The sequence below is a fragment of the Candidatus Nomurabacteria bacterium genome (genome assembly GCA_023898465.1).
Classification (GTDB): Bacteria; Patescibacteriota; Patescibacteriia; order HK-STAS-PATE-3; family HK-STAS-PATE-3; genus HK-STAS-PATE-3.
Genome location: CP060223.1, coordinates 1,025,065 through 1,050,213, shown reverse-complemented (window position 1 = coordinate 1,050,213; position 25,149 = coordinate 1,025,065). Strand labels below are relative to the sequence as shown.

Sequence of the window (25,149 nt, the reverse complement as noted above, 5' to 3'; positions counted from 1 at the left end):
ACTACCGATCTGAGGTGAGTCTCTCTGTAGACTGTTCTAAGGAAACGGCACGGTAGCATTGTGACTGACTGGGTTAGCTTGAGCCCTCACCCGTCAGCACACTCTGCTATCTGTGTCCGAGTGAACATGTAGAGACTCACCTCGCCTTTTTCATCCTTCAATCGAAGGAGTGTTCATCCGAGGAAACTGGGGGAATTGGGAGCTAGCTGTGGAGGTCGAATGACACTGAAATTCCTTTAGTAGAGCCTGCTCTACGTTTCGTTCGCGTCCCATGGATGGGACATAGGAAGATTCACACTTCGAAAGAAGGGCTCAAGTATGACGGCAAAGACTGGGAAACCGACACGGGCTCGTAAGCCCAAGCGCGTTCCGCTCACTCTCTCCTTGCATGATGGTCGTCGACTCAACTACATGGTCGGACCTGAAGGTGACGAAGAGATGACTGTCTTCTCGGACGGTCAGGTAGTCGGGGATATGCATCGACTTGCTACTCATCTCCGGGCGGACGCCACGTCGGTCACCACCGACACGGCTGCAAACGCCACCTGGCTCGAGAAGCGGGGCATCAAAACCCACTTCAACGGCCGCTGGAAGGGCGTCGCTGCCAGTCGGTAGCTGGGGGACATCAGGGCGCATCTGGAACATTCCGGATGCGCCTTTTCCTATTGAAAAAAGCCTAAAAAAAGCGTAGGATAAAGGCAGCAGATAAGCAGTCTTATCCAGCTTTTCATCCTAATATTCACGCTATGAAAATCACCCCAACGATGTTCCGTGCCTATGATCTCCGCGGCCTTGTTGATAAAGAATTAAACCCGGAAATCGCTGAACATCTTGGTCGGGCGCATGGTACCTATATGAAGCGACATGGCATCACCCAAGCAGTGGTGGCGCGCGACTTTCGAGCATCCAGTCCTGCCTATAGTGAAGCGCTCATGAAAGGATACAGCTGGGCAGGAATCGATGTGGTCGATATTGGCATGAACTTAGTTGGCACTTTTTATTGGGCGCAGCACTATCTTAATCGCCCGGGCGGCGCTATGGTATCCGCTTCTCATAACCCGGCTGAATACAACGGATTTAAATTCGCAATTGGCCTTTCTGAAACACTGGTCACTGAAGGTATGCAGGAAATTCAGCGCATGGTTGAAGAAGAGGATTATGAGCAAGGGGAGGAAGCAGGTCAGATACGTCAGCAAGATATTCGACCCGCTTATTATGCCGATCTCATTAAGCGTTTGCCGCTTGAAAAGAAATTCCGCGTGGTCGTGAATGCTCGTCATGCCACCTCAGGCGCAATTGCTCCAGAGCTCCTCCGGCAGGCTGGTTGCGAAGTTATTGAATATCGAACTGAGGTCGATCCGAGCTTCCCTATGACCTGCGACCCAACGGAAAATGATGTAGCAGAAGACCTTCGTAAGGCGGTATTAGAAGCTAAGGCTGACATTGGCTTCACCTATGATCCAGATGGAGACCGTATTGGCGTAGTGGATGAAAAAGGCACCATTATTTGGAACGACGTGCTGGTTGCCCTTTTTGCGGTTGAGGTATTAGAGGATCATCCAGGCGCCAAAATAATGTTTAACACCCTCTGCTCAAAAGTCGTGCCGGAAACTATTACAAAGCACGGCGGCGAGCCATTCATGTGGCGAACCGGCCATTCATTCCTTAAAAAGAAAAACCAGGAAGTAAAAGCTGCTTTTATTGGAGAGCTTTCCGGCCACTTCTTTTTTTCGGCTGACTTTTACAACCACGATGATGGCCTCTACTCCACCATGCGCCTACTGCACTATCTCTCACGAAGCGGCCAAACCCTTTCACAAGCACTTGAGCAACTACCAAAGTTTATCTCCAGTCCGGAAATTAAACTCTACTGCGACGATACAAAAAAAGTTGATGTGGTCCAAAGAATTAGCGCTGAGTTGAAAAAGGATTACCCTGATGCGGACGTAATTGATGACGAGCGAGCTGGTGATGGCGTGCGTTTAGAATTACCAGATGCGATGTTTGTGGTGCGTTATTCGCAAAACGGTCCCTACCTCACGGTAAAATACGAGGCAACAGCCCAAGGACGTTACGACGAGCTGCGAAAATATCTCTCTGATAAATTGCACACCTTCCTAGAAATCGACTGGAAGGCAAAGATTAATGTAAACTTAGAAGCGCTGGAATAATATATGATCGGCATTTTTGACTCAGGCATCGGGGGCTTAACTGTCGTTAAAGAATTGCAAAAGGTCTTACCTGGTTATGCTTTTCGTTATCTGGGCGATACGGCCCGGATGCCCTATGGCAACAAAAGCCCTGAGGCGATTATTCAGTATGCCTTGGATGACGCGGAGGAATTAGTAAAGCACGGTGCGAAAATCCTGGTAGTTGCCTGCAACTCAGCTTCGAGTGTTGCGCTCCCTGCCCTGCGTGAAAAATATCCCGAGATTCCAATCTTTGACGTTATTGGTCCAGCAGTAAAACACGCCCATGATGTAAGCAAGGGCCGTGTCGGAGTGATTGGCACGCGAGCAACTATCAACTCGGGTATTTATGAGCGCGAGTTAACCAATGCAAAAAAGATTGAGGTGTTTGGGCAAGCTTGTCCTCTCTTGGTGCCGTTAGTGGAGGAAAACTGGTTGGATAAACCAGCCACAAAAATGGTCCTACGCAGCTATCTCTATCCTTTGAAGCGACAGCAAATCGATACCCTCATTCTCGCCTGCACCCATTACCCCTTGCTGAAGAACATCATTCATCAGAAAGCTGGCAAGCGAGTTGCTATTATTGACCCAGCAGAAGAGACAGCTGCTACTATTAAGCATTACCTGCAGGAGCATCCTGATTTGGACGCGCAATTAGCAAAAAACGGTGAAGCGGTTTTCACGCTGACTGATGTCACCCCGCACGCAAATGACATGGCTGCTCGCTGGCTGGGCCATCCGGTCCGCTTCGAAAAAGTAAATCTAAGCTAAACCCATTACCTGCTTCACGTCTTGCATTGTCTGCTGAGCAATCGGTCGAGCTTTTTTCGCACCATCGTGCAAGATCTTCCAAACCTTTTTGGGATCTTTGGCCAGCTTGGCCCGGCGCTCTTGGAACGGTGCTAAACCTTTTACCAAAGCATCAGCTAAATCGTGCTTCAGGTCGCTATAACGAATACTACCGTCAGCATAGGCTGCTTCGTACTTCTTCACCTGAGCTGAGGTGCCAAACTCCTTCAAAAGCACGAGTAAATTTTTCACCCCAGGATCCATCTCACCTGTAGTCTGCCCACCGCTGGCCGTCACTGCTTTGGCAACTTTTTCGCGAATCGTTTTTTCATCATCAGTCAGTGCAATATAATGCTTCGGCCCGAGCGATTTGGACATTTTCTTTAAGGGATCAGCCAGCGACATAACACGCTTTGCCTCAGTTAATTGCGTTTTTGCTTCGATGAAGGTTTGACCAAAGCGACTATTAAACTTCCGTGCGATAATACGGGTGAGCTCTACATGCTGCTGCTGATCTTCACCAACTGGCACAATCTGCGTGCCATAAAGAAGAATATCTGCGGCCATGAGCACGGGATAGGTTAAAATACCCGCACTCGTTGATGCGTGCTGATAGGACTTCTCTTTATACTGCGTCATTCTTTCAAGCTCCCCTAGAGGGGTAATCGTATTTAATGACCAAGCCAACTCAGCGTGCTCAGGCACATGCGATTGGACAAATAAGGTCGCCTTTTTTGGATCTAAACCTGCTGCTAAATAATCTAGCGCGACATCAAGGATACGCTGCTGCAAATCTTTAGGCTCGTAGGGAACGGTAATCGCGTGCAGATCAACAATGCTAAAAATACAGTCATGGGTCTCTTGCAGCGGCACCCATTGTTTTAACGCACCCAGGTAATTACCAAGGTGAAGAGTACCGGAAGGCTGAATGCCTGAAAAAACTCGAGGGGTGGTTTTTGCCATACTAGGTCACTATGATTACTGGCAAAATCATTGGCGTGCGCTCAATGCGCTTGAAGATGAGCTTTTCTAATGCCTTACGAATTTTATTGCGCAAATCAGCTTCATTTGCCTGAGTCTTTGGCTCGGTGTCTTTGAGCTCACCCTGCACCGTCTTACGAATTTCATTCAACAACTGTTGATTGCTTTGTGGGAAAATAAAACCTCGCGTAATAATGTCGGGCTTCCCAAGGGGCCGACCAGTCCGACCATCGACAGTCGCTACAATCAACACCATGCCGTCGGCTGATAAATGCTTACGATCACGGAGCACCACATGAGAAACATCGCCCACGCCTAAGCCATCCACAAAAACATGATCGGTTGGGACATATTCCTTGGTCAACTTGCCACCTTGCTTCGTAAATTCAATCACCTGACCGTTATCAGCGACTAAGACGTGATCCTCGGCCATGCCCTCCTCCATAGCGTAGCGTGCGTTCATGCGTAGGAAAGAGTGATTGCCTTCAATAGGAATAAAGTACTGCGGTCGAATCGTGCGGATGAACCAGCGAAGATCCTCGCTTTTGGCATGACCGCCAGCGTGAATATCGAGCATCTGGTTGTCATATACATCTGCACCTTCGCGGAAGAGTCCATCCTTTAAGCGCTGCACTGCCCGCTCATTCCCCGGCACCACGGAAGATGAAAATACGACTAGGTCGCCTTTTTGGATTTTCAAATACTTATGTTCGCCGTTTGCCATACGCATCAACACTGCCCGCTCTTCACCTTGCGCGCCGGTGGAAAGAATCACACGGCGACTGTCGGGCAATTTCGCTGCTTCCTTATCTTTCACAAAAGTGTTTTTTTTTGACTTGAGATAGCCTAGCTGTTTCGCAATCTCAATATTAGTACGCATGCTGAAGCCTTCAACCTGCACTTTACGATTGTGCTTCTCGGCCAGCCACACAATCTGCTGAATGCGAGTAAGCAAAGATGCAAAAGTAGCAAAAATTATGCGTCCTTTTGCTCGCTTAAACATTTCTTCTAGGTTCTGAGTAATTTCACTCTCAGAAAGTTGATGGCCTTGATGTGGGGCATTGGTTGAATCACACATGAGCGCCAACATCCGCATTTTTTTCAAACGCTCGATTTTTTGAATATCAGTCTCGTTGCGATAGCCACCCTTATGGTCAATCTTAAAATCACCCGTGTGCATCACTGGGCCGAGGGGGGTATGTATGATAATACCAAAGCTAGCAGGGATATTATGAGACAGGCCTACAAACTCAATACGGAAAGGGCCAATTTTTAACTTCGTATCTTTCTTTACCGTTACTAAACGCAGCTTGTGCTGCGGGTTGATATCTTCCTGCTTCTTCTTTATTAACGCCAGAGTAAGGTCTGATCCGTAAATGGTTGGGTTACCTAACTTATGCACTAAATGTGGCACGCCTCCAATGTGGTCATAATGACCATGCGTGATGAGAATTCCTCGTACATTTTTTTCCTTGCCCTTGAGGTAGGAAATATTTGGGATACTATAATCCACGCCCGGCATATCCTCCTCAGGAAACTGCAAGCCCAAATCAATAATGAGAATATCTTTCCCATACTCTAAAATCATCGAATTTCGCCCAACTTCTTCCATGCCACCCAGGGGTATCAGGCGTAGCTTTGGAGAAGACTGTCCCGGTGCTGTTTGATTGCGGGATCGTCGACGTCGTCGATGTTGTCCTGTATTTGCTTTCCTTTGCGTTGTTGGTGTCATACCGTTTCTGCGTGGTATGAGTATACCAAAAAACGCCTTTACTGAATAGGGTAGCGAGCTATGAAAACGCCGCGGAGACAGGCTCGACGGCGTTTATGTATCCTAGGACTGGAGCTGCTCCAAGGCCTCCTGAATTCGTTCGGGTTTCTCCCACTGTTCTGCTGAGGTACGATCACCTCGGCTGCCACGCTCGGCTGCCATACAGTCACGCCAGGGATCACAGAACTCCGCAACCACCTGCCAGTTATTCCGATCACTGGCTGATCCGGCGGGGTCAATCTGGGTGGCCAGGACATAGTGTGCCTGATCGCTCATTCCCTGTCCGCAATGACATCCGCCATTGTGCTCGCCGCCTCGACCAAGATGCCCCGTGAATCGGAACACCGCATCTCCATTCTGAAAGGTATACTCAGGCCGGTCCATCGTTCACCTCCACTACTCAAAAAAGAACGACCAGACATACTTTGTCAGGCATGGAAAAATGTGTCAAGAAGAAGCCCCACCTGTTTCCAGATGGGGCTTTTGAAGACTGACTAGCGCAGAACCACGACTCGAGCTTGCTGATCGCTGTCAGCTACTCGGGCGAAGTAAACGCCGTTGGCGACCTGCTCGCCGCTCATGCTACGACCTGACCAAGTAACGCGCTCCGCATTGCTCGGTACAGGCAGTAGGGCGACTCGACGCCCGGCGACATTGAAGATCTGAATCTCCGAAGGTACGCCCTGTGACATGAGCTGGAATTGATATCCAGCATCTCCAGCACGGTAGACTCGCAGCCGCACTGGTGCCGATGGAGCTGAAGCCGAGGTTCTGATGATCAGCGTCTCCGGATTCCAATCCACATTTCCAACGTAGTCAACTCCGACTGGAGCCAGCTCGATGATAGGATAGCCTAGATCCACCGGTTGCCAGGATCCGAGTTCCCAAGTGACACCGTCCTTGATATGCAGATCTGCATCGATCAGGTTCCAGTTGGTCTCGCCGATGGGTCGCCAGACAAACTCCACGTACTCGACGTCGTTGGCGCTCATCGTATCGACAACCGCAATGAGCTGAGTCAGCTGGTCAGCCTCGATGACTTGGCCATCGAAGATGGTGTTGTAGCCATCGTTACCCAGTGCCTCCCTCAACTCAAAGTGAGGAGCTACCTGATCCTCGATCAGGAGGTCCTGCCGATCCGTGCGAGGGTTGGCTTGGGCGATCCCAAGCCCAATACTGCTGACTACCAGCAGCCAGATAACAAACATGATAGGTCGCATGCGTCCTGTCCTCCTTTTCCAAAGAACTATCCCCGACATCCTTATTTACAGCCTAGCACACGGGCAAAAAAACAAAAAACTCCTGAATTTCTCCAAGAGTTTCTTGATAAACCGGCACTGGCTTACTTTCCCAACGGTATGCCCCGTAGTATCATCAGCGCTGATGAGCTTAACGACCGAGTTCGGAATGGGATCGGGTGTGACCTCATCGCTTGAAGCACCGGAGGCTAGTAATCCGCCTAGGACGAATTACTACCCACCGGCCCCTCATGAATAGGACTATTGTGGACCAATTAACGTGGCTGGCGAGACGGCTAAAACGATTCCAACAAAGGCCGTTACTACCAATCCGAGGATAATCAGACTCAGACTGACACGAAATTGCTTAAGTCTTTCCATAGCTGCAAAGAATGATGACGCGGAATAACTCGAATGTCAATGTTTGTTGCATTCGTTATTCCAAACTCTAATGTTACGGTGAAGCCTCTGGCCCGATTAGTACGGCTCGGCTCAATCCATTGCTGGACTTCCACCTGCCGCCTATCAACCTGGTCATCTCCCAGGGGGCTCATACAGAAATCTAATCTTGAGGAAGGTTTCACGCTTAGATGCTTTCAGCGTTTATCCCGCCCGAACTTGGCTACCGAGCAATGCTCTTGGTAGAACAACTCGCACACCAGAGGTTCGTCCTTCCCGGTCCTCTCGTACTAGGGAAGGGCCCTCTCAAATTTCTCACGCCCGTGGTAGATAGGAGACCGAACTGTCTCACGACGTTCTGAACCCAGCTCGCGTACCGCTTTAATTGGCGAACAGCCAAACCCTTGGGAGCTTCTCCACCCCCAGGATGCGATGAGCCGACATCGAGGTGCCAAACCACTTCGTCGCTGTGGACGCTTGGAAGTGATCAGCCTGTTATCCCCGGAGTAACTTTTATCCGATGAGCTTCCGCCGTCCTATTACGAGGGTATTCACCTCATCCCGCGGATAACGGGATTGGGCGAATACCAGATACGGTCGGATCACTAAGCTCTGCTTTCGCAACTGCGCGGAATGTACTCCTTGCAGTAAAGCTGGCTTGTGCCTTTACACGACATGCTCGATTTCCATCCGAGCTTAGCCAACCTTTGTAGACGCCTCCGTTACATTTTAGGAGGCAACCGCCCCAGTTAAACTACCCACCAGACACTGTCCCTGCAGCCGGATTCACGGCCGCTGGTGAGCGCTAAGGCTATCAGAGCGTGGTATTTCACTGGCGACTCCATACCGACTAGCGTCGGTACTTCAACGTCTCCCACGTATGCTAAACACTAGTAACCCTAGTGCAATGCCAAGTTGTAGTAAAGCTTCACGGGGTCTTTTCGTCTAACCACGGGTAACCCGCATCTTCACAGGTCTTGTAATTTCGCCGAGTCCCTCGTTGAGACAGTCATCAAATCGTTATGCCATTCGTGCAGGTCGGAACTTACCCGACAAGGAATTTCGCTACCTTAGGACGGTTATAGTTACCGCCGGCGTTCATCAGCGCTTCGGATCAGTGCTTGCACACCTCCCCTTAACGTTCTGACACTGGCCAGGCATCAGCCCCTATACATCACCTTTCGGTTTCGCAGGGACCTATGTTTTTGGTAAACAGTCGCTTGATGTCTTTCGCTGCGGCCCGCCTTGCGGCGGGCAGGCCATATACCGAAGTTACGGCCGCTTTTTTGCCGAGTTCCTAAACGAGGGTTCTCTCGTACACCTTACTCCTTTCCGGAGCCATCCACCTGTGTCGGTTTACGGTACGGGCACCGTAGGAAACGTAGATTGCTTTTTCTTGACACCACTCTAATTCGTATTGGCTCACCCTTGCGGGATCCTCTCTACCCAACCATCCGAAGACGGTAAGGCACGCATGTAACCAGAATACGCACGAATCTTTGTGATGCGTCGGCAATCGCCTATCCTACAGTGGTGCAGGAATCTTGACCTGCTGTCCATCGACTACGCCTTTCGGCCTCGCCTTAGGCCCGACTCACCCTGGGTCGATTTGCGTTGCCCAGGAAACCTTGGATTTTCGGTGGGCGGGGTTCTCACCCGCCTTTTTGCTACTTATCCCAACATTCTCACTTCCTGCCACTCCACCGTTTCTTACGAAACGACTTCATCGCTGCAGGAACGCTCCTCTACCACTCTACCCTAATGGGTAGAGTCCTCATCTTCGGTGCTCTACTTAGTCCCGTACATTATCGGCGCGAAACGACTTGACTAGTGAGCTGTTACGCTATCTTTAAAGGATGGCTGCTTCTAAGCCAACCTCCTAGTTGTCTCAGTTATCACACTTCCTTTGCACTTAGCAGAGACTTTGGGACCTTAGATTGAGATCTGGGCTGTTTCCCTTTTGGCCGGTGGAGCTTAGCCCCCACGGTCTGACTCCCGCATGGCGACGCAACGGCATTCGGAGTTTGGTTGGGTGAAGTAGGCTCGCGCCATCCGCACCCATTCAGTGCTCTACCGCCGTTCCGATGCATGCGAGGCTAGCCCTAAAGCTATTTCGAGGAGAACCAGCTATCGCCAAGTTCGATTGGAATTTCTCCCCTACCCACAGCTCATCCCCTTGCGTTGCACGACAAGTGGGTTCGGACCTCCAGTAGGTTTTACCCTACCTTCATCCTGGCCATGGGTAGCTCACTTGGCTTCGGGTCTTGTCCAAAGAATCATTAGGGCGCGCTTGCACGCTCGCTTTCACTGTGGCTCTGCCCTCACGGGCTTAACCGACTCTTTAAACAAACTCGTTGGGTCATTCTTCAATAGGCACGCCGTCACCCTGATAAATCAGAGCTCCGACTGCTTGTAAGCGTATGGTTTCAGATACTATTTCATTCCCCTCACCGGGGTGCTTTTCACCTTTCCCTCACGGTACTGGTACACTATCGAGCACAATATGTATTTAGCCTTGGGACAATAGTCGTCCCGGATTCCCACAGGATTTCACGAGTCCCGTGGTACTTGAGAAAATTACCAGCAAAGCTTTAACACCGCTTTCGATTACCGGGCTGTCACCGTCTTTGGCGCTGCGTTCCAGCAGCTTCACCTAGCAATGAGTCATGAATCTCTCCCCATAGCCGGGGAGAGTGTCACAACTGCTACTTCGCTCCCAAAGCCCTAAGCTTTGGACGTAACCACTCACAACCCCAATGGTGCATAAAGGCTTAGGGCCCGTGCTTCGATTGCTCGAAGCAGCACTACTGGTTTGGGCTGTTCCCGTTTCGCTCGCCGCTACTCCGGGAATGCACCTCTACGAAAGCTCTGGACCACTCCGAGGAGTGGGCGCCAGAATTTTCATAAAGGCTTCTTCTTTTCTTTTCCTTCGGCTACTAAGATGTTTCAATTCGCCGAGTTCGCTTTGTACACCTATGTATTCAGTGCACAATTCTTGAGCATGAACTCAAGAGGGTTTTCCCATTCGGACATCCCCGGATCAAAGGTTGGTTGCCACCTCCCCGAGGCTTTTCGCAGGCTCCGACGTCCTTCATAGCCATATTATGTCTAGGCATCCCCCATACGCTCTTATGGTGCTTCACCGTAACGTTAGAATTAAGAATTCTTCCGTTACGAAACACTAACTAAACTAACTTACTAACTAACATGTGTAGATATTTGGGTTATCCGCATCATCATTCAGTTTTCAAGGTTCATGCCTTGAGCAGACACGGGAACGACACAATCGAGATCGAGTCATTCCCGCATCAGTTCAAGGGAGAAAAAGGGACTGCACTGCAACACGTCTTTAGGAAGGATGGGATTTGGAACTACCAGCCAACATAAGGAGGGGTGTTGCAGTGCAGTCGAAGAGTTACGCCGGACTAGAGAGGTTTTCAGAGTTTTTCCCGGGGATGGATCCACTGCCGAAATCCGATAGTCTGGCGCAACAGCGAAAGGGGTCAGCATTAGACCGGGTCAGCTCAAGCGTCAGGGACCACGTCCCATATAGCCAGCTGGCTAACTCCCTCTCGACAATTCAAGGTACAAAGTTGATGGACAGCGTGCTGTCGACCAGCTTTATATCTCGATATTCCAGTTGTGAAAGGGCCTGAGGACTAAAAAACCGCCTTCCGGCGGCGCAACCGAACGAAAAAGGCTCGGTATTAGCCGACGGTAGTATTAGGAGTAAGTAACTGAGTCATATCGTGAAAAGCTACGATTGAATAATGCGCAGACAGTATACTGCTGCCGAAAAGCCTTGTCAAGGGGTATTTCGCCATATTTTATGCGTACATGTCAATAAAATGTGGACAATGGTACTTGTAAGCTCTTATTTCGCCATGCTAAGAGAAAGAAAGATCCTTGAAAGCGCAAACCTTAGGAGGAGAATCATGTCTCATCAACCGCCTCTTTGCCGCTTTGCCCTTACTACAGGGACTGGAGCGCACGATCTGCAGAGCGTCTTTGGTGACTACCAAGAATACGAGATGAACCCTCCGACAGGTGGAAACGTGTTCGTTCAGGTCTTCCGAGTCGGCGACATCCCGATTGCCCATGTAAACCGACATGGGTACGGGCGAACGCTCAAGTCGGGACATTACATACTCCCCCAGTTCATCGATCATCGTATCTACATCGCTGCTCTAGCGAAGATAGGTGTTCGTCGGATCATCGGCACGAGTCTCGTGGGAGGAGTAGCAGACAAGACATACATTGGTCAGGTCGTCTTACCTAACCAATGTATTACGCCATGCTTTGGCAGACTGAGCTTCGCCGAACCCGACGACGGTCCCGAGTTCTTCGGCGACATGCCGAATCCATTCAGTGTTATGCTGCACCACGAAGTAAGCAATCACCTCACCCAGCAGGGTATTGGGTGGCGTGATTTCGGAACACTTGAGGTGATTCGCGGACCAAAGTTCGAAACCCGCGCTGATGTGAAACGCATGCGCGCACTCGGCGTGACGATTGCTGGCATGCTCACTGTTCTACCCGAGGCATTCTTGGGCAGGGAACTGGGCATGGCTGTCACCCCGGTCTGTCTCATCACTGACAAGCCTGATGAAGGAACGACGCAGGATAAGGTAATCGGTGTCGCCTCTGAAAAGATGCCTCGCATACTTCATGCGATTAAGGGTGCTCTACCTGAGCTTGCCAAACTGTCTGACGATGACCTTCCTCTGGCGATCCCATCGCTGATGCGACGTCTCCATCTGTCCTGACCTACGAGTCCCGCTTCACGCAATGAGGCGGGACTTTTTCTATAAAAAAACTACGCAAGGTCAGTGGGCTACCTTACGCAGTCAAATGAGACATCATGAGCCGAGAAAAAAGGAGCGGATAAGAGGAGGACGTGAAATCGATCGAACGTTTTTTTGTGAAACCAGCACGATGGCTCGGTAAGGAATGTCTCATTTGCAGTATAGCGCATTTGGGTTCTCAATAAAAAATCGCTATACTATTGTTATGGAAGCACTGCAACTTATCGGACTTGGCATGCAGTTTATCGGAGGTATTCTCCTCAGTTTCAGTTTGGTAAAATCTCCTCAACAGATTGAAGATGAGACACGCGGATTCTATGGCCAGAATCCCTTTGCGGCTGTGAATCTTTTAGCGGAACGTCGGGCTACCCGAAATGGCCTAGCTATGATTGTGGCAGGATTTTCCTTCCTCTTCTCAACCACCCTCATGGAAATGGTTGGCGCTGGCTGGCTCCAAGCACTACTCTTTGGCGTGGTGCTACTTGGCGCAGGTTGGTTGCTTCTCTTCCTTTTCAGCGTGCTGAAGGACGAACGCCACCGACGCATTCATCGTCGCTATTATCGAAGTGAATTACGCAATGAGCTCATGCGATTGCGCGATGAGTTAAGTGAAAAAAATCGAAGCGGTCGCGCTCTAATCAGTTGGCAAAAAAATGCGTTGCCAGATATTTTGCGATATGAGTCCCAGGTAAGTAAGGAACTTTGGGCGGAGGTAAAAGAGGATATTGTAAAAATCTTTGAAGCAAAACCGCAGGCCAACGCTCTCCGTACTGCCCTGAATCGATTCCTAGATGCACACTTTGCTGAAATGAAAGAAACAGCAACAAAGGAGAGTGAGGATAAGAAGGACGATACGCTCGCCAAAGCGTAGTGCGCTCACATTACGGGAAAAAGAAAGAGGCCAGCAGCGCGCTGACCTTGTTTTGTATGTATATTCAAGACTTGGGCCCGAAGGGTTAAGCGCGAGACGAAGAGGCACACGCGGGTGGAGGCTTCCGTAGATTCAACTTGTTTGAATCTACGGAAGCCGCAGCCCGCGATGGGCCGTGGTGCCGGAGAGAGGACTTGAACCTCCACGGGATTGCTCCCACCAGGTCCTAAACCTGGCGTGTCTGCCATTTCACCACTCCGGCGTGCCCGTCTGCCAAAGCGGCTTCGCGTAGGCAGACATGCCCTAAGGTAGCGCGAAGTGCAGAGATTCGCAAGCGTGCTACACTTGAGCTATGGATTTCCTCCACGAAACACTTCCCAATGCCGTCGCTTTTACGCTAGGAAATATCTCTATTAGCTGGTACGGACTCTGCTTAAGTCTGGGCATGCTGAGCGCGTATTTTATTACCTACCTCCTTTCTCGTAAGCGAAATATCCCGCTCGGCCGACTGACCGACCTCCTCCTGCTCACTGCCTTTCTCGGCTTCATTGGCGCGCGGCTCTATCACGTGCTGAACGAACCCGTGTACTATTGGCAACACCCAGGTGACATATTCCAAATTTGGCAGGGCGGCCTGGCTATCCATGGTGGCATACTTGTCGGATTACTAGTGCTCTATTATGGAGCAAGGCGCTTGCAACTTCCCCTCCTTCGCCTGACGGACCTCCTGGCGCCTGGCGTACTCCTGGGCTTAAGTATTGGGCGTTGGGGAAACTATTTTAATCAAGAGTTATTTGGACGACCAACAAGCTTGCCTTGGGGCATTCCAATTGCTGAATCACTTCGACCAGAAAGCTATATCAACGCCAGCTACTTTCATCCGGTCTTCCTTTATGAATCGCTCATTGATCTTTTCGGTGTAGTGCTACTACTTGGCTTTATTTGGCTGGAACGAAAACGTCAAAATGACACAGCGATTGGGGTTGTTACCGCCCTCTTTTTCCTACTCTATGGAGTTGGCCGTTTTGCAGCCGAGCTCTTTCGCTTTGATGCAACGCCACATATTATCGGTATACGTCTGCCGCTCATTGTGAGCGCACTTTTTATCCTGCTCGGTTTCTGGATGCTCATTCGTATTAGCCAGAAACGCTATCCCTTGCCAGTCCGCCCAGAGCATTCTACACTCAAGTCCGATGCAAACCCACGACCCAATTATCCAAGAAGCCATCAAGGCTGAGCTGGAACGCCAGCGCCACGGCCTTGAATTGATTCCATCCGAGAACTTTGTTTCCTTGGCTGTACTTGAGGCACTCGGCTCTGTGCTCACAAATAAATATTCCGAAGGCTATCCTGGTAAACGCTATTATGGCGGTACCGAACATGTCGATACGGTTGAGCAGTTGGCGATTGACCGAGCTAAACAGCTTTTTGGCGCCGAGCATGTGAATGTGCAACCCCTCTCAGGCGCACCAGCAAATATCGAGGTGTACTCTGCCTTGCTGGAACCGGGCGACACAGTGCTAGGTATGGACCTCAGTCATGGCGGTCACCTCACCCACGGACATCCGGTGACCTGGATGGCTAAACTGTTTAACTTCATTCGCTACAAAACAACCGCCGAGGGACAGATCGATTACGAAGAAATGGAGCGATTGGCAAAAGAGCATCATCCGAAACTCATCCTGGTTGGCTACTCTGCTTATTCGCGAGAAATTGAATATGCGCGGGTAAAAAAAATTGCTGATGAGGTTGGCGCGCTGACCATGGCCGATATTTCCCATATTGCCGGATTAATTGCTGCTGGAGAAATGGCGAATCCAGTGCCGCTCTTTGATGTCGTTACTACCACTACGCACAAAACCCTACGCGGACCTCGCGGCGGTATGATTATGTGCAAAGAGCAACATGCCAAAGCAATTGATAAAGCAGTCTTCCCTGGTATGCAGGGCGGTCCGCATGAACATAACATTGCGGCGAAAGCTGTTGCTTTTGGAGAAGCGCTTACTCCTGAGTTTAAAGACTACGCGAAGCAAATTAAGTTGAACGCACAGGCACTCTGCAATGCATTACAAGAAGGTGGTATGCGCATAATGTTTGGTGGCACGGAAAATCACCTTATCCTGGCTGATGTCACTCCGCTTGGTTTAGGCGGTAAAGAAGCCCAGGAATTACTCGACAGCGTTCACATTACTTTGAATAAAAACATGATCCCGGATGATCCGCGCAAGCCTATGGATCCGTCAGGAATCCGTTTAGGCTCTCCTGCACTGACTACCCGAGGCATGAAAGAAGCTGAGTTCACTCGCATTGGTCAGGCTATTGCCGCACTGCTCAAGAATCCAAAGAGCGAGGAGCAGCAAAAGCAGACAATACAAATGGTAGAGGAATTAACTGCCGCCTTCCCACTCTATCCTGAGTTGTAATCATGTTCACAACCCAACTCATTGATGGCCGAGCACTGGCCAAAGAAATTACCGATCGTACTGCCGCGCAACTTGCTAAAATCTCAGGCACGCCTGGTTTAGCTATTATCCTAGTTGGCAATGATCCGGCTTCTGAGGTATATGTGAAAGTAAAAGAGCGAGCCTGCGAAAAACTCGGCATTCATTTTGCGCTCCATCGATTTCCAGCTGATGCAAATGAGGCTGATGTACTACGAAAGCTCGAAGAGTTGAATAGTGACGCAAAAGTGCACGGCATTGTGGTGCAGCTGCCTTTGCCTTCGCACTTGAATGAAGATCGTATCACCCAGGCCATAGACTGGCGTAAAGATGTGGATGGCTTTCATCCAATGAATGTAGAGCGCTACCTGACTGGACAGAGCGGTCAAGCGCCCAGCCTGATTCGCAGCATTATGGCGCTTCTACAAAAAACCGATGAGCAAATGAATAACAAAGAGGCGCTGGTTTTAGCTTACTCTGACACCTTTTTCCTACCCATGCGTAAAGCACTAGAAAGCGTAGGCTTACAAGTGAGCGCGCAACGAGCTGATGAAATGCAAGTTGATGATGTAAAAAAAGCCGACGTCGTTATTATTGCTGCAGGGAAGTCTAAATACCTCCGGGGTGACATGCTTAAACCCAAGAGCATACTGATCGACGTAGGAATAAACGAAATGCCTGATGGGAGCGTGACTGGAGATGTTGATGCTGAGAGTGTTGAAGGTGTGGCTGCCTGGCGCAGTCCGGTACCTGGTGGCGTTGGTCCTGTAACTGTCGCAATGTTGCTGCAGAGCACGGTAGAGGCGTTTATAGTAAAAGAAAAAGCGCCGCACTCTCTTCGCTAGTAAGCGAGAAGAATACGGCGCGGTAGCCCGTCGATGGCTAGTTCCACCAGCCCTCGTCCACACCGTGGTCGTAGAGATCGCACATCTCATCGACGTGCAACTCCTTACACATGATGAGAACGAGATTCCAGGCCTGAGCGTCACCGCTCTGACTGATCTCGACGCTTCCGTTGTCAGCCACATCGACCTTCGGGATCACGGCCGGGCTGGCGAGGAGCGCAATCGCCGACAGAGAGATCAAAAGCTTCTTCATCTCCGCTCTCCTTCTTGTGCAGTCGTCGGACTGCGTTTCTTCCGTGGCTCACGATGTGTCTATCATGATGACGCCACGAAACCGGGGTTACTCGAATACCAATCCCGCGACTTCCTTGTCTTTCCAATCCTTTCCGTCGGCCTTCCGCTCCGGGAAAACCACAAAAGCGAGGTAGGACTTTCCTTGATTGTTCTCGCCACTCCTACCGCTAGAAATGGGTGAGAAATGCAAGTTTCCTGGATCACTCTGAACCATGTGACCATTCTCTTCGTAGATCCACTGCTGAGCCCAAATGACTTCGCCGCTCTTGAGCTGGAGACCGACGTTCCACCGTAGGCTGAGATAGTGCATCTCAGGAGTCGGGCGAATCCACCCGATATACGTGATGGTTTTCGGATGCTGGAGAATGTACCGGATGGTACTCGCCATGTCTGGCGCACCCTTTTCTTCCAAGTGACGCAGGCGGTCGATCTCGATCGGGTATTCACCCAATCGAAAAGCGAACTCCGATGTCTCGACGCACCACTTCTGGCCGTTGCAGCCTTCCGCGTAAACGCGAGCAGGCAAGTGAGCCAGGCAGAGAGCCAAGACAAACAACAAAAAAGCAAGCGATTTACGCATCGGCTGCCTCCTTTTCTGTCAAAGGACAATGGTGTTGTATCTATTTCATTTATTACCTCAAAATCGCAATTTTGTCAATCCTTGCTCTTTTCGCAAAACCATTTCCGCAGTACACTAGGGCTATGCGCACACGACAATTTTGCATGTACTGTGGTGGACGACTCGTACAATTTGATGGACAACATCTCCGCTGCAGCCAATGCAATACTATGCAGTTTCATAATCCCATTCCAGCCACTGTGGGTATTTTTTATCAAAATGGAAAACTGCTTTACGTCCGACGTGCTCGTGAACCACGGAAAGGATGTCTAGATTTTGCTGGTGGTTTTCTCGACAACGGTGAAAGTGGCGAATCATGCATACTGCGAGAGTGCAAAGAGGAACTCAAAGTTGATGTGGAGGTTCGAGATTACCTTGGCTCTTACATTGATACCTATCAGCATCCAAGTGTTAGTGATGGAACAAAAGTACTCAATCTCTACTACTACTGCGAATTACTTGATCAGAACATTCAACCATCTGATGATGTTGATGGCTATGAGTGGATTCCGATTGATCATACGCCTGAAAATATAGCTTTTAAGCATATGCTTGAGGCGCTACCAAAAATTCGGCGTATATTAAGATAGAGAAAGAAGCCTCATCCAAGTAGGATAAGGCTTCGTTACGATTCTTTCACGCTCAGCTAAGCGGCTGGCCGGGCGCATTCCAATCCCAAAACTTCACATCCCTGATCATCCGAGAGCTACAACTGGGAGCACGCAGGGGTCCAATGTCAACTCCCGGGTACACCGTCTCGACATACACGTTCCATCTCGCATCAATCGGATTCCAGCGAATGGTAGTGGCCATGGTGATCACGCTCGTCAGAGGTGCCGGGAAACGATCATGGTAAGCCGGTCGTACCCGATACCCGTTTGCATGCTTGTTGATCTGAAAGAGCTCCATATACCGCGGCTGCAAACTGCGCCAGAGCAGGTGCTCCTTGGTAATGGTTGAGGTCCAACCAATCGGCCCAACACTGCTCACGGAAAGACGAAACGTGTAGCCACGCCACGGTACCGGAATCAAGAACCGGATCTGTTCCTCGATCTTTCCCAGGATCTGTTCGCACAAGTCCTCAGAGAAAAGCAAACAAGCAAAGCCAGCTCGCATGATCCGTCCCGACAATGCCGCGTGAGTAGGGCGGAAGCAGGTACCGGCCAGACGCTCTTCCTGCTCTTCAGTCAGAATCACCTGATACCTCTGAAACGTTTTCCCCGGGGTGCCGAATCGGGGCCCAAAGTTCCAATGCACGGCCTTACCTCCTCTAGTCAGGGCACGTGGAAAAAAGAAATCTTAATGAACGACACGACAATTTAACAACACAACTGCAGCTTGTCAATATTACTTGCTTTTCTGAGAGCTCACTGATAAACTTGGCGAGATGTTTTCCATCCGCAAATTTGACCTACTGGTCGCCATCTACATCTTCTGCATCATGTGCTCTGAGCTGCTGGGCGCCAAGACTTTTCCATTGCTGCACCTCGGCTCCTACACCCTGAATGCCAGCGTAGCAATTTTTGTGATTCCAATCCTCTTCACCATTAACGACGTCATTGTTGAGGTGTACGGAAGCGAACGAGCTCGTAGCGTTATCCGCGCTGGGCTACTCATGATTTTCTTGCTTTTTCTCTTCACTGCACTGGCGACCAGCTTGCCACCCTCCACTCGTTTTTCTGGGAGCGAAGCAGCTTATGATACTATCTTTGTACAATCAATTCGCATCTCCGCCGCTAGTCTGATCGCTTTTGCTCTGGCTGAATTCCTTGATGTAGCTGTCTTTGCCCGCCTACGAAAAAAAATGCAGGACAAAGGTTTGTGGTTACGCAATAACCTTTCTAATATCGTGGCACAACTCGTCGATACAGTTGTATTCATGACCTTGGCCTTCTACGCATTTGATAAAGGTTTGGGAAATAACGCCAGCTTCCTCTTCAGTCTCATCTTGCCATACTGGTTGCTCAAATGCGCTATGTCTATTATTGAAACGCCATTTGTTTACCTAGGCGTTCGTTGGCTACGCAATGACAAAACACCGAGCAAACCAAGCACTTTACCGACGGCTGAAGCTTCCGCTGAAGTCTAAGCGCCCTTACTTCTACACGAACTTTGTTCAATCAGTAGACGGTGTAGTGCAATCAAGGAAACATCCCCGAGCATACTGGCCTCTCGGCAGCCAGCGTGATTTTGCAACGCTGCTTGAATTGCGGGCCCATGCTGACGTGCTTATTCATGGCCGCAATACTGCACTAAACTCACCCACTCTGCAGCGCCTGACTGACCCGAACTTTCAAAAGCGACGAAAGCAGCTTGGCAAACACCGACCGCTCCTCTATATCGTAGTCAGTAGGCAAGCGCAGATTATGCAAGGCCTTCGCAGATCTGCACCTGCCTATACGGCGATACAGCAAGTGAAGGATAAAAACTTTTCTGCAAAAAAGTTAAGCGCCAAACTCTATCGGGATGGCTATCATCACATCTTAGTTGAGGGCGGCCCGCAATTAGTACAGAGTTTTGTACAGGCAAAATTACTCGATGAACTATTCCTCACTTTCACGCCAAAGTTGCTAGGCAGTGAAAAAGGTAATAGTCTTCATTTGCTAGAAGGAAGCATGTTCCAACCAAAGCGCCTGCCTCAGCTGAAGCTTATCAGCCAAAAAGAGCTAGACAGCGAACTTTTCCTGCGATACGGTATACAATACCCTCGATGAATATCAAAGCGATCCGCACTCCACGTATAACTGAGGAATCCGGCCCACTGACCGGTATTCTTGATCGCGCAGTAAAAAACATTCCGGAAAAAAGCATCCTCGTCGTAACGTCAAAAATCGTAGCACTGTGTGAGGGTCATATAGACCGTAGGACAGATAAAGACACCTTGATTCAAAGAGAGGCTGAATGGTATTTACCACGACAGCGCAGTAAATATCACACCATGCTGACAATTAAATACTCGCACTTATTCCCTGCAGCGGGAGTTGATCACTCGAATGCGGCGGGCGCGCACGTGATGCTGCCAAAGCATCCTAAAAAAAGTGCTAATGCGATTCGAACCTATTTGCAAAAGCGTTTCCGGCGTCAGCAGATCGGCGTTATCATCAGTGACAGCACTACTCGACCTTTGCGCTGGGGAACCACTGGAGTTGCGATTGCCCACTCTGGCTTCTTGGCACTGAAAGATTATCGCGGGACTAAGGATTTATTTGGTCATCCCATGTACTTATCGCAGGCAAATCACAGTGATGCCTTAGCCGCTGCAGCAGTTGCCGTTATGGGTGAGGGTACTGAACAAACACCACTCGCTCTTATCACCAAGCTCCCTTTCGTGCAATTCCAAAAACGAAATCCTAGTCCAAAGGAGATTCGCAATTTGCATATCAACAAACGTGATGATCTCTATGGGCCGCTACTGAACGCGGTGCGTTGGCGTAAGGGAAAAGGGTAGCGCTATGTCTATGCAACTATCACATAATCCCAGCTTAAGCGAGCTCCAAGAGTATTTTCAACGAGTACTCACTGAACGGGGTTTTGATGATGAGTCAGTCAAAGATAAGCTCGTGCTCCTAATGGAAGAAATCGGCGAGCTCGCTAGGGCGATTCGAAAGTCAGAAGGCCTAGCAATGGCCGATGACACCAAGCGGTCAGAAGCAGCTGAGGAAATAGCCGACTGCATAATTTACCTGACTGATATTGCGAATAAGCTTTCTATAGACCTTCCTCAAGCACTGCGCGCGAAAGAAGAAAAAAATCAGCAGCGCGAGTGGAAGAAAAATGTTTCATAATTTGTAACCCACTCCTCTATGTCACTGCAGGTCGGAATTGTCGGACTACCCAATGTCGGTAAATCAACCCTTTTCCAAGCGCTAACCAAAAAGCAGGTTGATACCTCTAACTATCCTTTTGCTACCATTGACCCAAATGTGGGCGTCGTTGCCGTGCCTGATGATCGATTGGAGCCTTTAGCAAAACTCTCAGCATCGCAGGAAATTATTCCTACGACAATTGAGTTTGTCGACATTGCCGGTTTGGTCAAAGGTGCTTCGCAAGGTGAAGGCTTAGGTAATAAATTTCTCTCAAACATCCGAGAGGTTGATGCAATCTGTCACGTCGTACGTGGATTTGAAGATGCGAATGTCCATCATGTATCCGGTCGAGTCAACCCAGATGAGGATGAACAAACTATCCTCTATGAACTGGCTATGGCTGATTTAGATCAGGTGACAAAAGCTTTAGATACACAAAACGGTAAAGCTCGATCAGGTGACAAAGAAGCCAAGTTGCAGGTGGGTATATTAGAGCGAATAAATGCAGCTCTGAATGAAGGGAAGCCAGCCAATACTGTCGATCTCAGTAAAGAGGAAAAGGAGGCGATTCGCTACCTCAATCTACTTACTATGAAGCCTATCCTCACTCTCTATAACGTGAGCGAAGATGAGGTAAGTGAGGCCACCACTCCGCTAAAAGTATGCGTAAAAATGGAAGCTGAACTAGCCGAGCTCCCCAGCGAAGACGCAAAAGCCATGCTGCAAGAATTGGGATGGAAATCGAGTGGACTTGATCGACTCATTCGCGCTTCCTACGAATTGCTCAACCTCATCACCATGTTGACCACGGGTCCGAAGGAAACCCGCGCTTGGACTGTGAAGCAAGGAAGTCCCGCCCCGCAAGCTGCTGGAGTGATTCATACCGACTTTATTAAGGCTTTCATTCGAGCTGAAGTGATTAACTGGAAAACCTTACTTGAGGCTGGGAGCGAAGCTAACGCAAAAGCAAAAGGCCTCATGCGCATGGAAGGCAAGGAGTACATCATCCAAGATGGAGACGTTGTGCATTTCCATATCAGTCAGTAAGGGACTCAGTATCGCGCAGCTTTACTTTTCCAGAACAGCAGTATAGGCTGGAAATGTGGCGATCTTTAAGGAGACGCCATGTTGTTTATTAGTAAGCTTAAACGAATCTATATTCCGGATGGAATATATTTTGTCACAATTGTAACTCACAATAGAATTCCCTTCTTCAAAGATTCTCATCTTGCGAATATTGTTATCTCCCGACTCCAAATAACAAAAAATATCCAACCTTATTATCTATACGCGTATGTTGTAATGCATGATCATGCACATTTTTTGTTACGGCCTCGTTATGAAAGTAATATTTCTGATCTTATGCATTGCCTAAAAAGAAACATTTCAAGGAGTATTAATATTATATATCCACACCTCATAGCCGAGGATGATCATCCTCGGCTATCTACGAAATTTATTTGGCAAAAATCATTTTACGACCACATCATCCGTGACCAACAAGATCTAAATCATCACGTGAACTATATTCATTATAATCCAGTGAGGGATGGGTTGGTAAATAAACCTGAGGACTGGCCGTGGTCAAGCTATAAAGATTTTGTAAATGCTAACTACTCTTTGATTGATTCGATCCCATACTAACTCTCTTAGCGAGGCGTTTTTGCAATAAAGAAAAAGCGACCATCCTAGGACGGTCGCTCACGAGTCTTGGACTTCAAGAGTCCATGCTCTTTCAGTGCTCTGACCACCTCTCTCTTTGGCCAATGAGGCCGGAGAAAACAGCCGCTCGAACCCGCTTGCGCATCTCGAAGGTCTCGTTGAGCTCGCTTGAGCTCTTCCCACCCTTCAGGCGTGCCGATCGAGTACTCGATCGATCCGCCAGTCGATTCACCATCCGCCACGGTAACACCTCCTCAGTTGCTTGATTCACCGTCACATACCTGAAGCCGCGGTCCAGGACAGGTCATCTTACCGTCCGGGGTGAGATGATCTACAAGTGGTCGGATATCTACCTGTCGGCAGATCGGACATTGCTCAAACTGAGCGTTCTTGGCCTTTACTGATTTGGGCATTTTCTCAGCCATGTGCACCTCGCCTAAAAAGAGCCTAGTAAACAAAACCACCTTAGCAATTCATGACCCTTTGTCAAGAATATACTCGCAGGTTTTTATTGACCTAAAGGTAAAAACTAACTACCATGCAAATGGCTGCAAACTCGGAGGTAGTCATGCTCTTTTACCTTGACCCTATCTTTGGACTAGTCGATCCGCCTCAGCCTGCGCCGGACCCCGACTACACCATACTTATGGTGTGCTTTCTCTGCGCACTGTCCATTTTCCTCGTCGTCGTACTCGTCGTGACTCGTCAGAAGCCCGATGTTTCCACCGGAAACCACGAAACCGACTGCGAAGAAGATTCTTGTCCGGCTTCAGCCGCGCACTCACTCTGAGTTGCGCGGCTTTACTAATAAAAAGGCAGGTGAGTATATTGCAACTCACCTGCAGACATCTCACCACCAGCTTGGCCTCTGCTGAGTGGACGAACCGTCCCGCCCATACTCCCTCGGTCGATTCGGGAAACGAGATCCTGACCGTTCGAGCGGCTTTGGGAGGCCCTCGAGACCAAGGGCTTCTGGACGCTCGCGAGTCAACTCCTGATCATTGCGATCATAGAGCACGCCATGCACCCACCTCCACGGACCAGGAGGCATGGTTCCGTTCCGTTGAAGTTGCTTTTCGCAACTCTTGCGCAAACGCTTCCTATTCCGCTGTTCCGGTGACACCGCAACCTCCTTTACTTGAATGTTTTGCGTTCACGGGATAAAGAGCTTCTTTGCTTTACCACAGGGAGCTAAAAATTTGCAAGTGCTACTTTAGACTTGGCGAAAATACAAAATCCAGTTAAGCTGTGCTCTATAGCAATTGCTCTTTAGGAAAACCTGCACAGGAGGTGCGTAGTGCGAAAGGCTTTTGGCTGGATTTCCCTTGTGATCGTCTCACTACTGCTTCTCATCGGCGTATTCCCTGCTTCGGTGACCTGGGTCTATGATCATGTCTATGGTCCGAAGCGAGTCCAAGTGACTCCTTATCCACGGATCGCCGTCTTTGACCCCGAACTCGAGGACATCGAACCTGACTCGATTCAAGTCTATCACTGTAATCGCGCCTTCCTTGGCTCGCGAGTTACACTCACAACCGCAGCAGGGAAACATACGAGCTCCTTTCCTTGGAGTCCGTCTGTGCACGATCAGTCAATCACTTTTGCAAATCCAGGTCATATGCGAGAGGGATGGACGCTCATCATCAAGCCTTGGTATCGCGACCCCATCATCTTCCGGTCAAAACGTACCGGTGATGAGGATCTACTTCACATCAGCCTGCTCATTCGCGATCCCACGCTCACCCCTGCACTCTGCCTAGCTGACGTGCCAGATGTTGACCGCTCATCGCTCGCCCTCTACCCCGAATGACTCGACCAGCCGCGCACGCTTCTCACAGGCTGCGCGGTTTTTCTCATTACTCAACTACACTTTTGAAATGCCGGAAGATGCTTCTCTTGTGAGGCATTCATTAAGCTTTCAAACACTGAGATTATGTCGGCGTATGCGCTCACCTCTGGTAATAACTCATCTCGATATAACGCAGCATTTGCAATTTCCGCCTCTACTCCAAGTTGACACGCTTCCGCAATTGTATCGGGGATGTCGAGAGCGTCGACCTCATACGGATCAACCGGGATATCTACTCCATACTTATCATATATAGCTTTAAGTGAGCTAATGTGCTGCTCCTCAGCCCGGATGATCATGGAGAAGGGTCGAGTGGAACCAAATTGATCAATTACCGCTTCGTAAGTCGCTCGCGCTTTATACTCATCATCAATTGCTTTGCCAAGCGCGGTGATTACATATGAAGGAAGATTGGCTGCTGGGTATTCCAGGTTATCAACCAAGAGACAATCATCAGCCAAACAATTCTTTTCGGTCACCGTATCAACCAAGACACTAGTGTTCGTTAATGAAGAATTTGTTGTCGCCGTGGTCTGACTCTCCTTATTTGTTCCTAATAAATAGATAATTACACCCGCCATTATGATAAT

General features: G+C 49.4%; 24 protein-coding genes, 1 tRNA gene and 2 rRNA genes. 16 read left to right on the top strand and 11 right to left on the bottom strand.

Translation table 11 applies throughout. The annotated features are described in order from the left end of the window. Positions 1 to 318 precede the first annotated feature (318 nt). The 3 genes from H6760_05215 (at position 319) to H6760_05205 (ending at position 2,960) form a co-directional block, all read left to right on the top strand. A complete protein-coding gene (locus H6760_05215) occupies positions 319 to 615 on the top strand; it encodes a hypothetical protein (protein ID USN53522.1) in 297 nt (98 codons plus the stop codon). A 131-nt stretch (positions 616 to 746) separates the two neighbouring features. Further along, the gene (locus H6760_05210; GenBank protein USN53521.1) at positions 747 to 2,171 is read left to right on the top strand and encodes a phosphomannomutase/phosphoglucomutase; all 1,425 of its coding nucleotides are present in this window, start codon (positions 747 to 749) and stop codon (positions 2,169 to 2,171) included. 3 nt (positions 2,172 to 2,174) lie between these two features. Further along, positions 2,175 to 2,960: a glutamate racemase gene (locus H6760_05205; GenBank protein USN53520.1), complete on the top strand. Its 786-nt coding sequence runs from the start codon at positions 2,175 to 2,177 to the stop codon at positions 2,958 to 2,960. Here the strand turns inward: H6760_05205 and trpS are convergent. The 6 genes from trpS to H6760_05175 all read right to left on the bottom strand — a co-directional run bounded on the left by trpS (position 2,952) and on the right by H6760_05175 (position 10,511). Next, positions 2,952 to 3,941, bottom strand: coding sequence for a tryptophan--tRNA ligase (gene trpS / locus H6760_05200; GenBank protein USN53519.1), 990 nt, complete (start codon positions 3,939 to 3,941; stop codon positions 2,952 to 2,954). The genes H6760_05205 and trpS overlap by 9 nt on opposite strands. Before the next feature lies 1 nt (position 3,942). Further along, entirely contained in the window at positions 3,943 to 5,691 is a 1,749-nt protein-coding gene (locus H6760_05195; GenBank protein ID USN53518.1) for a ribonuclease J, read from the bottom strand. Between the two features lie 102 nt (positions 5,692 to 5,793). Further along, positions 5,794 to 6,114 (bottom strand): hypothetical protein, encoded by a 321-nt coding sequence (locus H6760_05190; GenBank protein USN53517.1) that lies wholly within the window; start codon positions 6,112 to 6,114, stop codon positions 5,794 to 5,796. Positions 6,115 to 6,224: 110 nt separating this feature from the next. Further along, on the bottom strand, positions 6,225 to 6,950 hold the full coding sequence (locus H6760_05185; protein ID USN53516.1) for a hypothetical protein: 726 nt from the start codon (positions 6,948 to 6,950) through the stop codon (positions 6,225 to 6,227). Positions 6,951 to 7,059: 109 nt separating this feature from the next. After that, a 5S ribosomal RNA gene (gene rrf, locus H6760_05180) occupies positions 7,060 to 7,175 on the bottom strand. 248 nt (positions 7,176 to 7,423) lie between these two features. Further along, positions 7,424 to 10,511, bottom strand: a 23S ribosomal RNA gene (locus H6760_05175). 791 nt (positions 10,512 to 11,302) lie between these two features. Between H6760_05175 and H6760_05170 the strand changes: the two genes are divergently transcribed. Together H6760_05170 and H6760_05165 are read left to right on the top strand one after the other, a co-directional pair. Beyond that, positions 11,303 to 12,133: a hypothetical protein gene (locus H6760_05170; GenBank protein USN53515.1), complete on the top strand. Its 831-nt coding sequence runs from the start codon at positions 11,303 to 11,305 to the stop codon at positions 12,131 to 12,133. A 184-nt stretch (positions 12,134 to 12,317) separates the two neighbouring features. Further along, on the top strand, positions 12,318 to 13,043 hold the full coding sequence (locus tag H6760_05165; protein ID USN53514.1) for a hypothetical protein: 726 nt from the start codon (positions 12,318 to 12,320) through the stop codon (positions 13,041 to 13,043). A 176-nt stretch (positions 13,044 to 13,219) separates the two neighbouring features. Here H6760_05165 and H6760_05160 read toward each other — a convergent pair. Next, positions 13,220 to 13,305 (bottom strand) — tRNA-Leu (locus tag H6760_05160). A 90-nt stretch (positions 13,306 to 13,395) separates the two neighbouring features. Between H6760_05160 and lgt the strand changes: the two genes are divergently transcribed. Genes lgt through H6760_05145 form a run of 3 tightly spaced genes read left to right on the top strand, consistent with a single transcriptional unit; the run spans position 13,396 to position 16,329 of the window. After that, positions 13,396 to 14,280 (top strand): prolipoprotein diacylglyceryl transferase, encoded by an 885-nt coding sequence (gene lgt / locus H6760_05155; GenBank protein USN53513.1) that lies wholly within the window; start codon positions 13,396 to 13,398, stop codon positions 14,278 to 14,280. Continuing rightward, positions 14,237 to 15,466: a serine hydroxymethyltransferase gene (locus tag H6760_05150; GenBank protein USN53512.1), complete on the top strand. Its 1,230-nt coding sequence runs from the start codon at positions 14,237 to 14,239 to the stop codon at positions 15,464 to 15,466. Before lgt ends, H6760_05150 begins: the two co-directional genes overlap by 44 nt. 2 nt (positions 15,467 to 15,468) lie before the next feature. After that, positions 15,469 to 16,329, top strand: coding sequence for a bifunctional 5,10-methylenetetrahydrofolate dehydrogenase/5,10-methenyltetrahydrofolate cyclohydrolase (locus H6760_05145; protein ID USN53511.1), 861 nt, complete (start codon positions 15,469 to 15,471; stop codon positions 16,327 to 16,329). A 37-nt stretch (positions 16,330 to 16,366) separates the two neighbouring features. Here the strand turns inward: H6760_05145 and H6760_05140 are convergent, their stop codons facing one another. Beyond that, entirely contained in the window at positions 16,367 to 16,582 is a 216-nt protein-coding gene (locus H6760_05140) for a hypothetical protein (GenBank protein ID USN53510.1), read from the bottom strand. Between the two features lie 87 nt (positions 16,583 to 16,669). Further along, complete coding sequence (locus H6760_05135) at positions 16,670 to 17,203, bottom strand: hypothetical protein (protein ID USN53509.1); 534 nt, start codon at positions 17,201 to 17,203, stop codon at positions 16,670 to 16,672. Between the two features lie 122 nt (positions 17,204 to 17,325). Between H6760_05135 and H6760_05130 the strand changes: the two genes are divergently transcribed. Further along, a complete protein-coding gene (locus H6760_05130; GenBank protein USN53508.1) occupies positions 17,326 to 17,832 on the top strand; it encodes an NUDIX domain-containing protein in 507 nt (168 codons plus the stop codon). Between the two features lie 52 nt (positions 17,833 to 17,884). On the opposite strand, the gene H6760_05125 is transcribed toward H6760_05130, so the two are convergent. Further along, on the bottom strand, positions 17,885 to 18,151 hold the full coding sequence (locus tag H6760_05125) for a hypothetical protein (protein ID USN53507.1): 267 nt from the start codon (positions 18,149 to 18,151) through the stop codon (positions 17,885 to 17,887). A 478-nt stretch (positions 18,152 to 18,629) separates the two neighbouring features. Here H6760_05125 and H6760_05120 point away from each other — a divergent pair, with 478 nt between their 5' ends. From H6760_05120 to H6760_05090, 7 genes are all read left to right on the top strand, one after another. Beyond that, positions 18,630 to 19,331, top strand: a complete 702-nt coding sequence (locus H6760_05120; GenBank protein USN53506.1) for a queuosine precursor transporter — start codon at positions 18,630 to 18,632, stop codon at positions 19,329 to 19,331. After that, positions 19,270 to 19,956, top strand: coding sequence for a dihydrofolate reductase family protein (locus tag H6760_05115; protein USN53505.1), 687 nt, complete (start codon positions 19,270 to 19,272; stop codon positions 19,954 to 19,956). The genes H6760_05120 and H6760_05115 overlap by 62 nt, the downstream gene beginning before the upstream one ends. Next, entirely contained in the window at positions 19,953 to 20,690 is a 738-nt protein-coding gene (locus tag H6760_05110) for a coenzyme F420-0:L-glutamate ligase (GenBank protein USN53504.1), read from the top strand. Before H6760_05115 ends, H6760_05110 begins: the two co-directional genes overlap by 4 nt. 4 nt (positions 20,691 to 20,694) lie before the next feature. After that, entirely contained in the window at positions 20,695 to 21,027 is a 333-nt protein-coding gene (locus H6760_05105; GenBank protein USN53503.1) for a hypothetical protein, read from the top strand. A gap of 18 nt (positions 21,028 to 21,045) precedes the next feature. Further along, positions 21,046 to 22,095: a redox-regulated ATPase YchF gene (gene ychF / locus H6760_05100; protein ID USN53502.1), complete on the top strand. Its 1,050-nt coding sequence runs from the start codon at positions 21,046 to 21,048 to the stop codon at positions 22,093 to 22,095. Positions 22,096 to 22,173: 78 nt separating this feature from the next. Further along, the gene (locus H6760_05095; protein USN53501.1) at positions 22,174 to 22,692 is read left to right on the top strand and encodes a transposase; all 519 of its coding nucleotides are present in this window, start codon (positions 22,174 to 22,176) and stop codon (positions 22,690 to 22,692) included. A 1,315-nt stretch (positions 22,693 to 24,007) separates the two neighbouring features. Continuing rightward, positions 24,008 to 24,520 (top strand): hypothetical protein, encoded by a 513-nt coding sequence (locus tag H6760_05090; protein USN53500.1) that lies wholly within the window; start codon positions 24,008 to 24,010, stop codon positions 24,518 to 24,520. Positions 24,521 to 24,570: 50 nt separating this feature from the next. On the opposite strand, the gene H6760_05085 is transcribed toward H6760_05090, so the two are convergent. Then, positions 24,571 to 24,954: a DUF2202 domain-containing protein gene (locus H6760_05085; GenBank protein ID USN54068.1), complete on the bottom strand. Its 384-nt coding sequence runs from the start codon at positions 24,952 to 24,954 to the stop codon at positions 24,571 to 24,573. Positions 24,955 to 25,149 lie beyond the last annotated feature (195 nt).

Excerpts from the sequence above, each read along its gene's own strand:
- H6760_05135 (USN53509.1), bottom strand. The coding sequence starts at position 17,203 with ATGCGTAAATCGCTTGCTTTTTTGTTGTTTGTCTTGGCTCTCTGCCTG.
- H6760_05185 (USN53516.1), bottom strand. The coding sequence starts at position 6,950 with ATGCGACCTATCATGTTTGTTATCTGGCTGCTGGTAGTCAGCAGTATT.
- lgt (USN53513.1), top strand. The coding sequence starts at position 13,396 with ATGGATTTCCTCCACGAAACACTTCCCAATGCCGTCGCTTTTACGCTA.
- H6760_05105 (USN53503.1), top strand. The coding sequence starts at position 20,695 with ATGTCTATGCAACTATCACATAATCCCAGCTTAAGCGAGCTCCAAGAG.
- H6760_05190 (USN53517.1), bottom strand. The coding sequence starts at position 6,114 with ATGGACCGGCCTGAGTATACCTTTCAGAATGGAGATGCGGTGTTCCGA.
- H6760_05215 (USN53522.1), top strand. The coding sequence starts at position 319 with ATGACGGCAAAGACTGGGAAACCGACACGGGCTCGTAAGCCCAAGCGC.
- H6760_05205 (USN53520.1), top strand. The coding sequence starts at position 2,175 with ATGATCGGCATTTTTGACTCAGGCATCGGGGGCTTAACTGTCGTTAAA.
- H6760_05210 (USN53521.1), top strand. The coding sequence starts at position 747 with ATGAAAATCACCCCAACGATGTTCCGTGCCTATGATCTCCGCGGCCTT.
- H6760_05115 (USN53505.1), top strand. The coding sequence starts at position 19,270 with ATGACAAAACACCGAGCAAACCAAGCACTTTACCGACGGCTGAAGCTT.
- H6760_05165 (USN53514.1), top strand. The coding sequence starts at position 12,318 with ATGTCTCATTTGCAGTATAGCGCATTTGGGTTCTCAATAAAAAATCGC.
- H6760_05140 (USN53510.1), bottom strand. The coding sequence starts at position 16,582 with ATGAAGAAGCTTTTGATCTCTCTGTCGGCGATTGCGCTCCTCGCCAGC.
- H6760_05130 (USN53508.1), top strand. The coding sequence starts at position 17,326 with ATGCGCACACGACAATTTTGCATGTACTGTGGTGGACGACTCGTACAA.
- H6760_05110 (USN53504.1), top strand. The coding sequence starts at position 19,953 with ATGAATATCAAAGCGATCCGCACTCCACGTATAACTGAGGAATCCGGC.
- H6760_05095 (USN53501.1), top strand. The coding sequence starts at position 22,174 with ATGTTGTTTATTAGTAAGCTTAAACGAATCTATATTCCGGATGGAATA.
- H6760_05125 (USN53507.1), bottom strand. The coding sequence starts at position 18,151 with ATGGAGCTCTTTCAGATCAACAAGCATGCAAACGGGTATCGGGTACGA.
- H6760_05195 (USN53518.1), bottom strand. The coding sequence starts at position 5,691 with ATGACACCAACAACGCAAAGGAAAGCAAATACAGGACAACATCGACGA.
- H6760_05120 (USN53506.1), top strand. The coding sequence starts at position 18,630 with ATGTTTTCCATCCGCAAATTTGACCTACTGGTCGCCATCTACATCTTC.
- trpS (USN53519.1), bottom strand. The coding sequence starts at position 3,941 with ATGGCAAAAACCACCCCTCGAGTTTTTTCAGGCATTCAGCCTTCCGGT.
- H6760_05150 (USN53512.1), top strand. The coding sequence starts at position 14,237 with ATGCAAACCCACGACCCAATTATCCAAGAAGCCATCAAGGCTGAGCTG.
- H6760_05145 (USN53511.1), top strand. The coding sequence starts at position 15,469 with ATGTTCACAACCCAACTCATTGATGGCCGAGCACTGGCCAAAGAAATT.
- ychF (USN53502.1), top strand. The coding sequence starts at position 21,046 with ATGTCACTGCAGGTCGGAATTGTCGGACTACCCAATGTCGGTAAATCA.
- H6760_05170 (USN53515.1), top strand. The coding sequence starts at position 11,303 with ATGTCTCATCAACCGCCTCTTTGCCGCTTTGCCCTTACTACAGGGACT.